The sequence below is a fragment of the Acinetobacter sp. LT1 genome, from assembly GCF_059800965.1.
The window spans coordinates 76,791-90,627 of sequence record NZ_JBBAXE010000012.1 but is presented as its reverse complement, the minus strand read 5'-3'; the positions used below and the strand labels follow the sequence as shown (position 1 = coordinate 90,627).

12 protein-coding genes are annotated in these 13,837 nt (G+C 38.8%); 9 read left to right on the top strand and 3 right to left on the bottom strand.

Features of this window, described 5'->3' with window-relative positions; genetic code table 11:
- The first annotated feature begins 438 nt into the window (after nt 1–438).
- From WBW42_RS13070 to WBW42_RS13035, 8 genes are all read left to right on the top strand, one after another.
- Nucleotides 439–1,500 carry an HlyD family secretion protein gene (locus WBW42_RS13070; RefSeq protein WP_032070727.1) on the top strand — a complete coding sequence of 354 codons (1,062 nt, stop codon included), beginning with the start codon at nt 439–441 and terminating at the stop codon, nt 1,498–1,500.
- A 24-nt stretch (nt 1,501–1,524) separates the two neighbouring features.
- Nucleotides 1,525–3,072: a DHA2 family efflux MFS transporter permease subunit gene (locus WBW42_RS13065; RefSeq protein ID WP_163114508.1), complete on the top strand. Its 1,548-nt coding sequence runs from the start codon at nt 1,525–1,527 to the stop codon at nt 3,070–3,072.
- Between the two features lie 187 nt (nt 3,073–3,259).
- Nucleotides 3,260–4,048 (top strand): hypothetical protein, encoded by a 789-nt coding sequence (locus WBW42_RS13060; RefSeq protein ID WP_170248859.1) that lies wholly within the window; start codon nt 3,260–3,262, stop codon nt 4,046–4,048.
- Complete coding sequence (locus WBW42_RS13055; RefSeq protein ID WP_045126674.1) at nt 4,045–5,631, top strand: GH3 family acyl-acid amido synthetase; 1,587 nt, start codon at nt 4,045–4,047, stop codon at nt 5,629–5,631. Before WBW42_RS13060 ends, WBW42_RS13055 begins: the two co-directional genes overlap by 4 nt.
- Nucleotides 5,628–6,956, top strand: coding sequence for a TolC family protein (locus WBW42_RS13050; RefSeq protein WP_032070730.1), 1,329 nt, complete (start codon nt 5,628–5,630; stop codon nt 6,954–6,956). The genes WBW42_RS13055 and WBW42_RS13050 overlap by 4 nt, the downstream gene beginning before the upstream one ends.
- Entirely contained in the window at nt 6,949–8,112 is a 1,164-nt protein-coding gene (locus WBW42_RS13045) for a hypothetical protein (RefSeq protein WP_045126675.1), read from the top strand. Before WBW42_RS13050 ends, WBW42_RS13045 begins: the two co-directional genes overlap by 8 nt.
- Nucleotides 8,113–8,344: 232 nt before the next feature.
- Entirely contained in the window at nt 8,345–9,316 is a 972-nt protein-coding gene (locus WBW42_RS13040; protein ID WP_080777092.1) for a 5'/3'-nucleotidase SurE, read from the top strand.
- Nucleotides 9,317–9,328: 12 nt separating this feature from the next.
- Nucleotides 9,329–9,973 (top strand): hypothetical protein, encoded by a 645-nt coding sequence (locus WBW42_RS13035; protein ID WP_032070733.1) that lies wholly within the window; start codon nt 9,329–9,331, stop codon nt 9,971–9,973.
- Nucleotides 9,974–10,008: 35 nt separating this feature from the next.
- Here the strand turns inward: WBW42_RS13035 and WBW42_RS13030 are convergent, their stop codons facing one another.
- A complete protein-coding gene (locus WBW42_RS13030) occupies nt 10,009–10,449 on the bottom strand; it encodes an HD domain-containing protein (protein WP_032070734.1) in 441 nt (146 codons plus the stop codon).
- An 805-nt stretch (nt 10,450–11,254) separates the two neighbouring features.
- Between WBW42_RS13030 and WBW42_RS13025 the strand changes: the two genes are divergently transcribed.
- A complete protein-coding gene (locus WBW42_RS13025; protein ID WP_032057752.1) occupies nt 11,255–11,836 on the top strand; it encodes a TetR/AcrR family transcriptional regulator in 582 nt (193 codons plus the stop codon).
- On the opposite strand, the gene WBW42_RS13020 is transcribed toward WBW42_RS13025, so the two are convergent.
- Together WBW42_RS13020 and WBW42_RS13015 are read right to left on the bottom strand one after the other, a co-directional pair.
- Nucleotides 11,837–12,946: an XRE family transcriptional regulator gene (locus WBW42_RS13020; RefSeq protein WP_032057753.1), complete on the bottom strand. Its 1,110-nt coding sequence runs from the start codon at nt 12,944–12,946 to the stop codon at nt 11,837–11,839.
- 12 nt (nt 12,947–12,958) lie between these two features.
- Nucleotides 12,959–13,672 carry a hypothetical protein gene (locus WBW42_RS13015; protein ID WP_032057754.1) on the bottom strand — a complete coding sequence of 238 codons (714 nt, stop codon included), beginning with the start codon at nt 13,670–13,672 and terminating at the stop codon, nt 12,959–12,961.
- Nucleotides 13,673–13,837 lie beyond the last annotated feature (165 nt).

Sequence of the window (13,837 nt, the reverse complement as noted above, 5' to 3'; positions counted from 1 at the left end):
TTGTTAACTCATTTTTAAATTAAATATTGTTTTAATTAATAATACTTAATGATTACATAATAAAACTTATTTTTAATGTTAGTGAAATAAATCACTCTATTCAAACATATATCTCTATTTGTTACTATTCTTATAAATTATTTATTAACAAATACTTATCTTTGTTTTTTTGAGATTTTTTTAACCAAAAATCTCCACAAATTAGAATTACATAATTTTTTAATATAGTTTATATAATATGTTTTATTGACATAAATAGAAAAAATATCTGGCAAATAGGTCAATGATATTTAATTCACTTAAGAACCATAATTTGCACCAAATTTTACGCTGTCACGATTCATTGAATAAAACCAAGTGAAAAGTTACGTAAAAAAGAAACCAATAATTTTATTGGCTTAAATAAAAAATCGAATATTACAAATAAGCGGAATGAATATGGATAACGTAGCTCAGCTAGAAACTGATACTAATTTCCAAAGCCGAAAGAAAATAACTTGGGGTGTTTTTAGTGTCCTGCTGTTATTTTTATTTGCTGGCATATTATATTATTTTTTTGTATATCGTTTCTATCAATCTACTGATAATGCTTATGTGCAAGCCGATGTTACTTGGGTGATGCCAAAGATTTCAGGCGAAGTGATGGAGTTATTAATTAACGATAATCAGGTAGTAAAAAAAGGGGAAACTTTAGCAGTATTAGATCACCGTGATTATCAAGCTCGTTATGATCAAGCTCGTTCAGTAGTCAGCTTGAAAGAAGCTGCACTGGGTGTACAGCAACAAAATGAAAAGTCTGCCAAGTCTTCAATTATTGAAGCTCATAGTGGCGTAGTGGCAGCACAAGCTGATTTAACTCGTTTAAGAAAAGAGTTTGAGCGTTATCAAGATTTATTAAAAGATGGGGTGATTACCCGACAAAACTTTGAAGGGGTTCAGTCTCAATATTTAACGGCTCAGGCACAACTCAGCAAAGCGCAAGCCGCCGTCAATGCAGCAGAAGCGCAGTTAGGGAGTTTACAAGCGAGTCGAGCGCAGCTTCTAGCGGATATTCAAAGTGCCAATGCAAACTTAAACCTGTATCAGGTCGATTTGGCTTCATCAAAAGTGGTCAGTCCTGTAAACGGTAAGATCGGTAGTCTTGCAATCCAGAAAGGTTCACGTGTTTCTCCGCAAACCCGCTTAATGGCGATCATTCCTGAAAATAGTTTGTATGTACAAGCAAACTTTAAAGAAACACAAATCGAAAAAATGCATATTGGTCAGAAAGTTAAATTAAAACTTGATGCTTATCCAAGCCTGACATATACCGGAAAAATTGAGAGCTTTTCACCAGCTTCCGGCGCGACTTTCTCACTTATGCCACCAGACAATGCTACAGGCAACTTTAACAAGGTTGTTCAGCGTATTCCTGTACGTATTGCCATAGATTCAAGCCCACATATTGATTTGATAAAACCCGGAATGTCGGTGAGTGCCACCGTTGACCTAAGAACTTAATAATAAAATTTTAGGTAATAACAAATGAATAAGCACCTTGAGGCCGAGTGGAGATTCCCAGCAAAAACTGCATGGGCAATTTTTGCTGCCATGATTTTTGGCAACTTCATGGCGATTCTTGATATTCAGATTGTGGCGAGTTCTCTAAACGAAGTTCAAGCTGGTATGAGTGCAAGTCGTTATGAAGTCACTTGGGTGCAAACGGTTTATTTAATTGCCGAGATTATTGCAATTCCCATGTCGAGTATTGTCTCGCGGGTACTTTCAACACGGGTGTATTACACCATCTGTGCAATTGGTTTTACGGTCAGTTCTTTACTTTGTGCCTTGGCATGGAACTTAGAAAGTTTATTGGTTTTTCGTGGCATTCAAGGTTTTATGGGCGGTGGAATGATTCCGACCTCCATGACGGCGTTGTACTTACTTTTTCCAGAACCAAAACGTTCATTGCCTTTGGTCATGTTTGGCATGATCAGTACCTTGGGTCCGGCTATTGGCCCAACCATTGGCGGTTGGCTCACTAATAATTTCTCATGGCACTGGATGTTCCTGATCAATATTATTCCGGGCATTATTATTGCTACGGTCATCTACTCGGGTCCAAATATCGACCGTGCCAACTACTCACTCATCAAAAGCATGGACTGGTTTAGCCTGATTGGTATGGCGATGTTTTTGGGTGGGCTTGAATATTTCCTTGATGAAGGTGCAAGACATGACTGGCTTGCAGACACAGGCGTTCGGATTGCGTTTATGATCTGCGTTGTGGGCGGCATGATTTTCTTTTCTAGAAGTTTTACCCAGCCTAAACCTTTGCTCGATTTATCCGTATTTAAAAATAAAAACTTTACCTTAAGTGCAATCACAACGTTTGTGATTGGCATGGCGCTCTATGGCTTGGGTTATATGATTCCCGTATTTCTTGGGCAAGTCCGTGAAATGAATAGTAGCCAAATTGGTCACGTCATGATGGTGACAGGCATTGTGATGTTCTGCTTTGCGCCGTTCCTTGCATGGCTCATTCCCAATTTTGATACCCGAAAAACCGTATTTGTTGGAATGATTTTGGCGGGCTTTGGTGTTTGGCTCAACTCACACCTCAGCATTCATAGCGATTATGACTTTATGTTTTGGCCGCAAATTTACCGTGGTATTGGTCTCATGATTTGCCTGATTGTGGTGTCGCATTTAGCCATGAGTACTTTGCCGCTGAGTAAAGTGGCTGATGCCAGCGGTATTTATAACCTGATGCGTAATATTGGCGGCGCGTTTGGACTAGCTCTCATTAACTCATCTTTAGATTGGCTCACTGCGCTTCATGTCACCCAGATTAATCAGGGGATGACACCCCAAAACTGGATATTTACAGAACGACTTGACCAACTCACGGCGCAGTATCAAGAAGTCGGCTCAAATGCACAGCAAATCGCGCTCAGTGTGATTTATCGTGACATTCATTTTCAGGCACTCACATCGAGTTTTAATGACCTATTACGCATGCTCGCAATCATCATGTTTGTGACCGCATTTTTAACCATCTTTATGGATCGGGGGAAGAAAATGAATATGTAGATATTTAAAAATAAAGGCAGCTTTCAAAGAATGAAAAACAATAGGGCATATCAAAACGTATCCCTTCATAGAAAAAGAACATTGATCTGAGTTTTCTAAAATCGGTTGATGAGATCGGGGAACTCACAAATTAGAGGTGGAAGGTTAAAGGATTATGATTAATACAACGTATAAACTAATTTCAAAATTGAACCTGAAAAACACGACTTATGGTCAATATTTTGAAAAAGAGCAAATCGATACTGAGCGATTAAAAGTGATGTATTCCATTTACGAACAGTATTATGAAAATACGAGATTTTCTATTTTCGTAGATGATTTCCAAAATAAAAGCGGTGCGATCTTAATTTTTGACTCTGAAACAGATGAGATTGTAGGTTTCTCGACTGTGGTGGTGCAGCATTTCTATTTAAACGGTAAAGACTACACCGTGTTATTTAGCGGTGATACGGTTATTTTGAAGAAGTTTTGGGGCACGCGTAGTCTACAAAGTACTATGCTCAAACTCATGATCAAGCTTCGAATCAAATATCCATTTAACGAACTCTATTGGCTCCTCATTTCTAAGGGCTATAAAACTTATCTGTTACTTGCCAATAACTACTATGTCTATTACCCAAATATTAAAGATGAAAACCAGCATCTTTCAGAAGTGGTTGAGCACTACTGTGAAAAATTCTTTGGTGAATACTACGACCGTGAAGCGGGCCTTTTAAATTTTGGCGATGACTATCAGCCACTAAAAGGTGAAGTCGCACCAATTACTGCCGAAATGAGAGAAAAGAATCCAAATATTCATTTCTTTGAACAAAAAAATCCGACATGGAAAGCTGGTACAGAACTACCTTGTATTGGCCGTCTTGGTTGGAAAGACATAGCCCGTTTCCCCGTAAAGCTGATGACTAAACCGACCAGTAAAGGAAAGTTTGAAGCATGCGTAACCCATAAAACAAAACGTAGAGAGGCCATCCAATGAAATCTAATGAATGGCTAACTTTGGGTTCGCATCTGATTTTAAAAAAATGGTGTGATGCATCTGACCGTAATTTTCAAAAACAATTTAATGCCTTAGAGACCACGCAACGTCAAATTTTGCATTCGATATTACAGACCTCGACCTTTGCCCAAGATAAAAAGGTTCAAAACTATGAGCAGTTTGTAAAATCATTTCCTGCGACACGTTACGGCGCATGGCGTGAAGACATTCAACGTTACCGTGAACAAAAACTTTCACTCTCTAGTAGTAAACTGGTTCGTTTCCAGCCAACCAGTGGTTCGAGCGAACAAATCAAGTTTATTCCATACACCAAGCTGTTTTTAGATGAACTTGACCATGCAATTGCGCCGTGGATGGCGAGTTTATACCGTAAATGCCCACAGCTTAGCTCGGGCACACATTACTGGTCGGTGTCATGGTTACCTGAAAGTCAGCGTGAAGTTTTAAAAGACAAAAACCTAAATGATGACAGTGCGCTACTCGGTGTAGGCAAGCGAATTTTGTCTAAGTTTACCCAAGCAGTTCCAAGTAACGTTGCATTTGCGGCCAATGCTGACGATGCACTGTTTGCTACCATTTGCTATTTGGTCGCAAACCGTAACTTAGCCATGATTTCGGTATGGAGTCCAACGTTTGCTTTGCAATTGCTCGAACGTTTGGAGTCACTACAACAAGACGTGATTGAGGTTTTACAAAGTGGTTCATGGGGTAACCGTCAGGCTTCATTAAAAGAAGTCACTGCACCGCATAGCCCTGAAAGTGCTCAAGCCTTAAGTGATGCTTCAAACGGCACACAGATCGATTTTAAAAAACTTTGGCCAAAGTTAAGTTTAGTGTCGAGTTGGGATACTGCAGGTTCCAAAGCTTGGGCCGAAAAATTAAAAGAGAAATTACCCAGTGTTCAGTTTGAAGGCAAAGGACTATGGGCGACGGAAGGTGTCGTCACGATTCCCTATAACGACCAATACCCACTCGCATACCAAAGTCATTTCTATGAATTTGAATATTTAGAAGGTGAGAAACAAGGGCAAATCATTCCGTCGTGGCAACTTAAGCAAGGTGATGTGGTCAGCCCGCTGATTACCTCTGGCAATGGCTTACTTCGCTACTGTTTGGATGATTGCTTACGGGTAACAGGCTTTATTGAACAAATTCCGTGTTTTGAATTCCAAGGCCGCCGTTTTGGGGTAGATCTGGTCGGTGAAAAGTTAGCACCTGAAACAGCTCAACAGTTATTGTCGCAGTTAAATGAAACCGAATCGAAAGCGATTTCCTTACTGGCGATTGATACCCAACAACAGGTTAAACCATTTTATTGCGTGCTTTTTGAAGGCGACATTCATCACAGCATTAACAATGAATATATCGACAGTATCTTGCGCCAAAACTTCCACTACGAACTTGCACGAAACTTGGGGCAGCTCGACCAGCCTCAAATTCGCCAAGCCAATAATGGCTGGAATGCCTACAAAAAACTGGTCATGTTTGATGGCATTATCGAAGGTAATATCAAACCTGAGCCACTTAAAAAAGTCACCCTCAATAGTTTGGAACAACTATGAAAGGGATGAAGCCATTTAATACTCGGTTTTTAACACTTCGACACGCCTTGTATTTAGGCGTGTTGGTTGTGTCGAATACACATGCCATGACTTTAGATGAGGCTTTATCTGCAAGTTTAAGACATGAAAGTCAGCTTGAAGTCAGCCGTTTAAGCGTGAACCAGTCCACCGCAGTGCTTGAACAGGCTAAACAGCGTGATGGACTTAAAGTCAATTTAGTCGGCCAACTGGACTATGAAAGAATAGATACACCTTCACACGTCCTGTTTCCAACAGAAGGAAACCGTAAAGGGCGAAGTTTGCAGTTGCAGGCAGATTATCCGATTTATACGTCTGGGCGACACCGTTTAGGAATTGATGTTGCCGAAAGTCAGCTTTCAGCCCAAAACCAAGGTTTGTCAGATCAACGGTCGGAAACCATTTTAAATACTGTGATGGTCTATACCGACGTATTAAAAAAGAAAGCCATTTTAGAACTTAGACAAAAGACCATGGCAAATTTGCAACGGTCTTTATATGAATCTAAGCGCCGTTTTGACGTGGGAATGATTACCCGTGCAGACTTGGCTCAGGTTTTGGCGCAAGTTGCTCAAGGCCAAGCCGATATCACACAAGCCCAATCTAACTTGACCGTAAGTGAAGCACAGTTTTATCAAGTAACGGGTACAACACCTGATAACCTTGTTGAGATTAAACAACTACCTGCTATTCCCGCTAACTTGGATGAAATTTTGGCGCAAACCAAAAACCATCCAGCTCTAATGCGTAGCAAATACGAAAAGCAGGCTGCCGAGAAACAATATGCTCTAACCAAACGCGAACTGTGGCCAACGGTCATGCTGACGAGTCGTGCCGGAAAGCAAGATGAAGCGAGTTATATTGGTTCTGAAAGTAATAACTATATGGTTGGGGTGCAGCTCAATGTACCGCTTTATGACGATGGCTTAAACCGTGCCAATGTTAAAAAAGCACAGGCCGATATCGATTTGGCTAACCAAAAAATACGAAGTCTTGAACTAGATTTAAATAAGCGTACCCGTACAACCTATGCACAGCTTCAAACCATTCGACAAAATAAAGAAGCATTGGCAAATGCCATAGAGGCAGCTTCTATTGCTTTTGTCTACACACGTAAAGAGTTTGATGTTGGCACCAAAACGACATTTGATTTGCTTAATACAGAGCAAAAGCTACTCGATGTCCAAACCCAAAAAACCGTAAATGACCAAGACGAAGTGGTGTTTGTTTATCAGCTACTCGACCAAATGGGTCGTTTAAATAGTTTGGTTCCTACACAGACCGCACAACAGGTGAATAATGAATAAAACAAATCCACCACTTGCTGACAGCACTCTCATTACCCGTGAAGCAACTTTGGCAGATGATCAGGCTTTGCGAGATTTAATCGCCGTACCCATGACCACTAAAGGCATACAAATTAGCTTTCAGCGTGAACCGAGCTATTTTAGAGCGTCCGACATTGTCTATCGACATAAACTGCATGTGGTGATTGAAGACACTGAGAGTCTAAAAAATGTCGCTTGTTATAGCAATGGTTACCGCCCGTGTTATGTCGATCGGAACGTTCAAAACTTACGTTACGCGGGTGATTTACGGGTAGATCATAACTATCGTGGCAAATCACTGGTGAAGGTTTTGGCGAAGCATGTAAAGCAGACCATGCATGAACCGAACTATAGCCAAATGATTATTTTTGATGATAACCATGCTGCGCGCGCCGCTTTACAAACGGGTAAAACGGGAATGCCCGATTATTATGATGAAGGGCTTATAGAAACACTCAGTCTGACGAGTACTGGCGCAAAACGAAAAATCACGGCTTTTTTAAAGCAAGTTGATAAACAGAGTGATCTTCAAGAGATCCGTACTTGCGTTGCAGAGGCTCAGCACATAGCTGCAATGAACCAGTTTATTAGCGACATGGCCGAGTTTTATAACTTTATTCCAGCCTATGACTTCGAAGAACTAGTCCAAGGGCATCAGTACTTTTCAGGGATGAAACTCTCAGACTTTTCACTTTACTTTAAAGGCGAAAAACTGGTGGGCATGTTTGGTTTGTGGGATCAGCATAGTATTAAGCAAACCAAGATTTTAAATTATAGTTCGGCCATAGGTGTGCTTAGACCCATTTATAACTTGCTAACCCCAATGACTAAAGGCATGCGTTTGCCTAAACTGGGTGACTCTATTCAGTACCATGTATTGCATACGCTTATGTGTCATCCCGAAGATTTGGCTTTGCATCATAAAATGCTCGAAGATGCCTATAACCAGTCAAAACAACAGGGCGTTGGTGTCGTGAGTTTTACACTTTCTCATAAAGACCCGCGTTATCAGTTAAACCAGTTTTATAAAGGTGAACGTTTAATAGGAATGCATGGTTTTATTAGTTATGAAGGTGACCCACGACCACATTTTGATAAAAACTTGATTCCATATTTAGAAGTTGGACGTATTTAATTTAAAGCTTGAAGTGATACTTTGAATGAAGCCCACGGAAGTGGGTTTTGTCATTTTGAATTTGAACGTTTAAGTTGAAGATCAGTTTATAAAAGAAAATATAGCAATAATTTATAATATAATTATTTAATTTTTAATGGAAAAGTATTTTAATTTTTATTGATGCGTAGTCACTAAACGTACATATAGCGCAACTACTATACAAATCGAAATTTAAGAACATGGTAGTTAAGTGATGAAAAAAAGTTTATTGGGCGGCCTTATTCTGTCTTTGTGTACAACTCCAGCTTTTGCACTAAATATTTTATTGGTTAACGATGACGGTCTTACCAGCAATGTCAAAGCACTCTATGATGAATTAAAAGCAAATGGTCATAACGTGCTTGTGTCTGTACCTTGTTCACCACAAAGTGGCCGTGGTGGCGCAATCGTGATGTACAGCTCAACAACGATTACCGCGGATAATGATAAGCAAATTTCGGCTGAAAATGGTTGTCACAATGGTGCAGCACCAATAGGTGCACCTGCGGCGGGGACTTTTACCAAAGCGGGTTATACCAATGGCGACTGGAATTACGCGCATGGTACACCAGTGATGGCAACGGTTTATGGATTGGATGTAGTTGCACCGAAACGCTGGGGGAAAGCGCCAGACTTAGTTTTATCTGGCCCGAATGAAGGTCAAAATGTCGGAAAAGTCGTTGTGCACTCTGGCACGATTGGCAATGTACAGTTTTCGGCAGGCCGTGGCATTCCATCAATTGCCTTAAGTGCAGATACAAACACGGTAGATGATAAGACTTTAAACAACCCTAACTCCGCAATTGTGGCAAAACAAACCATAGTGTTATTAAAAGAATTACAAGCTAAGGCAGGTAAAGGGCAATTGTTGCCAAAAGGCATCACGCTAAATGTGAATTTCCCTAAAAATTTAACAACCAGCACGCCGTTTGCGTTCTCAAAAATTGGAACTTATGACCTATATAAGCTGAAATTCCAAGTGACGAAAGACAATAAAGGCAATAACCAGTTTGGCTTAGGAATTGATGCGGCACCATCTGCGCCAACTGCCGCGCAAATGTCGGATGAAAGCGCCGTAGTGCAAAGTAAAATTGCTGTAACTGCAATGCAAGTTGCTTACGATCAGCGCCCAGCAGCTCAAGAATGGCTCAAAATTCGTTTAAAAAGCCTATTTAACAAGTAAGGGAGAAAGACCATGAAACGTTGTTTGTTGGTTTTACTTCTTGGGCTTGGATTGGCGGCTTGTAATGACAATGATCATGATGACCAAGTCTCGACTGAAAAACCTGCACTGGCTCCGAGCCTAGATGTTGGTACTTATATTATTAGTACCGAAACTGATCAAGAGTTGCCTATGGCGGGCAAATACTATTCTGGCGCAGATGGTTCTAAATTATTGGTTTTAGATGATGACGAAAATCGTGCCAAAATTGTGATGAGCTATGACGCAAAAACCAAAGCTTGGCAGAGCAACCAGTCTAATCAATCAATGACCGTTGAATTGGCGTATTATGAAAAAATTGATGATCAGAAAATTATGCTGAATCAATTGGTGGGTAATTACGATTTATCTTTTTCAGATGGAACAACGGTAAATGCCGAGGTGAATGCACAAGGCAAAATTGTCTCGAAAGACCCAAATTGTGTGTTTACAGGTGTTATTACTGAAAATGCCTTAGCCAATACAGCAAACTATCAACTGACCGATAATAAGTGTGATGCGCTAAAAAATAACTCGAAAGGTTATGTTGTGGTAGATGAAGACTTAGAACCTATGAGTTTTAGACTTGTATCTGACACGATTGCATCAAAAGACATTTGGGCATTTGCGCAATCTTAAAAATCAAAAAGGCAACGGATTCATTTCGTTGTCTTTTACCCCAACCTATCTTGCGCCGTTGAAACAATTAGCATGGTTTGAAGATAATAATCTACACGTGATTGATTATTTTCCTTATGCGAGTTATGCGCATTAAAGGCTGCGTCATGAAGTTTTACGACTCGAGCGATCGGGTTCAAACCACAACGAATTAAATATTCTTCGCGTGTTTCAGTTTCCCGTTTAGTTAATGCATCAACCGCATCACGGACTTCTTTGCCAAATAAACTTTCGATCTTGGCTAGGGTAAGAGGTGTGTCTTCAACGCTATCGTGTAGAAGGGCTGTAATAATATAGACTTCTGAAAATTGGTGTTCAATTAATGAATTGACCACACCTTTAATATGGTAATCAAAGTAATCATGAGGACCATACTTTTGACCTTGATGAGATTCTTTTGATAATTTCTCTGCGAGTTCAACTTTATTTTGAGTCATTTTTGCTCTTATCACTTTAAGTATATGACACGGCCTAATGTCTGAGATGGGTCGTTTAAGTCATAATTTTATACTGAATAGCCACTCTTAAAAACATCTCTTAATAACAGTAGTGTCTCTTTTTATTTATTCATTTTTAGTTGAAATAGGACAATTCAGACTTTAAGTTTTTGAAATTTTAAACTTTAACTTAATGATATAAGGGTAGATTAAAAATATTACTTAAGAATTTCCTTAATTATGTAATTAAATGAAAAACAATAATTATTTAAATAATTTCTAGCCAATTTCACATTGACACTTCAAATATTGGAGATTACCATTTGCGGGCTGGCCTACATTGCCAGACGGTTTTAGCAGACCGTATACGACCGCATCAGGATTATTTCTTCTGAGGAATAGTTTTGTGCGTACGCTCCTCGTTCCCTCCCGTAGCGGTAGGACGGGAGAGGGACACCCTCGGGTGTGCTGGTTGTCGTACCAGTCTGCTAACCCTCTTTCGTTCTGCCACCATAATTCTAATGTCTTGGCAGAACTCCATATATAAGGAGTTGGCTTTGCACATCCATCATTTCTTGGCAACCATTGCCAAAAGCTATAACGACACAGCTTAAAACCATTAAAGTAGCTTGATCGCCGTAAGGCTTTTCAGGCTTTAGCTCGTTATTACTTAAAACTTAGACAATTAAACCTTGAGATGTGCTGCGCACAGTCTTTACGGCTTTGCTATGCCTTTTTTTCTCCCAAAAGGCAGCGGTTTTTATATCTCATTTATATACAACAATAATTTTATAACGGTAAAAATATGCCAAAAATAGTTCTCCCAACACGTGCAGTACAAGTCGTAAATAAATCAATTGAGTTATTTCACTACAATGGGTTTCATCTGGTCGGCATCGACAGACTTGTGAAAGAGTGTGAAGTGACCAAAGCGACTTTTTATAACTACTTTCACTCTAAAGAACGGTTGATTGAAATCTGCCTGATTGTGCAAAAAGAGCGCCTAAAAGAAAAAGTGGTTTCAGTGGTTGCATATGACTGCAGCACAAACGCAATCGATAAACTCAAAAAGCTCTATGATTTACATGCAGACCTAGACGGACTGTATTACTTATTATTTAAAGCTATTTTTGAAACAAAACTAACTCATCCAAAAGCGTACATAACCGCCGTGCGATACAGAACATGGCTCACCAACGAAATATATAGCTTGCTTAGAGCGCTTAACACCGATGTTTCCTTTACCGATGCCAAACTATTTTTATATATGATCGAAGGTGCCATTATTCAGCGTTTAAGTTTGGGTGAAGTTGATGAGAGGGTGTTGGAGGTTTTTTTGGGGGGATTTAGAAATAAAAAAGGTGTCTTTATTGACACCTTACTATAATCAATCAACAAGATATAATTTTGTTTTCTTTTTCGGTATATCTACTTTAGCAAGTGCATCAAATGTTAGCTGATTGAAATCATCTTCAGAAATTCCTATTTCATCTAGCATCTTATTTTTATCAAAAGAAGGTTGCGAAACTAATAATGAAACAATCTTTGGAAGCATCATGCTTTCATCACGGTGAGTTTCTTCTGGCTCTTCAATATGATATCCAAGAGAGTTAATTTTCATTAGATTACTTCGATTAACCCAGTCACTGATCAAGCCTAGTTTATGAGCTTTATAGTTCACTGCTTTTAAAGATGTTCTCCAGATTTTTTTATATTCAATCATGTTATCAATTGATAGATAACGTGGAGAAGTTGCAAAAAATGCTTCTGCGGGCATTAAGAACTCTGATGCAAATTGATCTGCTTCAATTTCTAAGAGCTTATTATCTTTTTCCTCGCGAACCTTTCGATTATGAGTATGCATAATGATATGACCAAGCTCATGTGCACAATCAAAACGCGAACGTTCTGCCGATTTAAAATTATTGACGAATATAAAAGGAGAACCACTTTCATCATCGAAATAAGACAAAGCATCAATTTCTTTTACTTCATTTGGAAGTCTAAAAATACGAATGCCTTTAAGTTCACAGAGTGACACAATATTATTAATTGGTTGAAGCCCCAATCCCCATAACGCTCTTAATTCAATTGCAATATGATCAACATAACGATAATGCTGATCCTGTATCTCGGTAACATCCAAAACTGGACGAGAAAATTGGGGTAATTTAACCTTCTTGAGTAAGTAGGTATTAATATTCTTTGCTAGAAGTGTATAGGCTTCATTGGCTTTTCTATGTTGAGCCTTGATTCTAGCAACGGATCTATAAAAAATTTGTTCTGTGTCATGAGGTTGGATATCATTTTCTATAAAAAATGACATTGGCACATTTAATACTCTACAGATTTCGGTTTGATCATTTTCACTGATTTCCTTATCTGCATCTAAAAGCTGCTTCACTTTAGAAAGCGAGCAGCCTAGTTTTTCTGCAAAATCAGTATTGCTAAGACCTCTTAAATCTTTAGCAATTCTTAAACGATCTTTACTAAACACGTTAACCTCAAGTTAGACTACAAGCTGAATATCAAAATCATCTGGTTTAATCTCGTTAGATGGTTCCAATATTGGCTTTTTAGGATCATTGTCGACTGGATGAGTATTATCTATCTCAAATGCAATTCTGCAAGTGTGATTGCTTGGTAATATGTCAATTTTTGTCTTATCAGGAGTTTGTACAAAACTTGTAGGGTATGCGATTTCAAAAGGAATTGTTGGTATATCAGTTGCTGTGTAGGCTGGATGAGATGTAGAAGGAAAATAAAGAATCCAAGTTCTTAATTTTGATGCATCATCATAACTAGATTGATTTTCTTTAATATTCTTCAAAGTCATATAACCCTTTTCACAAAGAGCTGATAGTACAAGTTCTGGATGCCCAAGTGCTAAGTTACCACTCATGAAAATAATCTGAATTTTCTTATCAACATTTTCTAGTCTTGGCTGGCTTTCATTATGATAAACCCAAGCTGGATCTGATTTTCTAAGAAGTAAAGCGAGTTGTTCTCCAATCTTTCCCCAACGAGCGATAAATCTTGATCTGTTGTATATTGTATTGGTTCTAAATTCAGAATCACCAACCATAATTGCTTGTATAACTATATGAGGATCGGGTAGACCCAGTTCTTTAGCTTTTGCTATAGCATCTTCACCACTGAAGAAGTCACAAGGTGTGGGTTCTGAATCCTTTAAGGATTCATTATTAAACATATCCAAATTCATAAAAGCAAAATCCAAAAGATAGCGAATGTCTTTTTTATAACATCTTTTGATGTTAAAAAAAAGACATTTATATGGAGTTGTTTTACTTTTGTGAGAGATCATAAAAGAGTTAATGGAGGATGAATTAGTAAAAATCTAATTAAAAATAAGCAGTGCTTAGTTTGT

What these genes read in the sequence shown, in the direction of transcription:
- WBW42_RS13070 (WP_032070727.1), top strand. Translation starts at nt 439, where the DNA reads ATGGATAACGTAGCTCAGCTAGAAACTGATACTAATTTCCAAAGCCGA.
- WBW42_RS13065 (WP_163114508.1), top strand. Translation starts at nt 1,525, where the DNA reads ATGAATAAGCACCTTGAGGCCGAGTGGAGATTCCCAGCAAAAACTGCA.
- WBW42_RS13055 (WP_045126674.1), top strand. Translation starts at nt 4,045, where the DNA reads ATGAAATCTAATGAATGGCTAACTTTGGGTTCGCATCTGATTTTAAAA.
- WBW42_RS13050 (WP_032070730.1), top strand. Translation starts at nt 5,628, where the DNA reads ATGAAAGGGATGAAGCCATTTAATACTCGGTTTTTAACACTTCGACAC.
- WBW42_RS13045 (WP_045126675.1), top strand. Translation starts at nt 6,949, where the DNA reads ATGAATAAAACAAATCCACCACTTGCTGACAGCACTCTCATTACCCGT.
- WBW42_RS13035 (WP_032070733.1), top strand. Translation starts at nt 9,329, where the DNA reads ATGAAACGTTGTTTGTTGGTTTTACTTCTTGGGCTTGGATTGGCGGCT.
- WBW42_RS13030 (WP_032070734.1), bottom strand. Translation starts at nt 10,449, where the DNA reads ATGACTCAAAATAAAGTTGAACTCGCAGAGAAATTATCAAAAGAATCT.
- WBW42_RS13025 (WP_032057752.1), top strand. Translation starts at nt 11,255, where the DNA reads ATGCCAAAAATAGTTCTCCCAACACGTGCAGTACAAGTCGTAAATAAA.
- WBW42_RS13015 (WP_032057754.1), bottom strand. Translation starts at nt 13,672, where the DNA reads ATGAATTTGGATATGTTTAATAATGAATCCTTAAAGGATTCAGAACCC.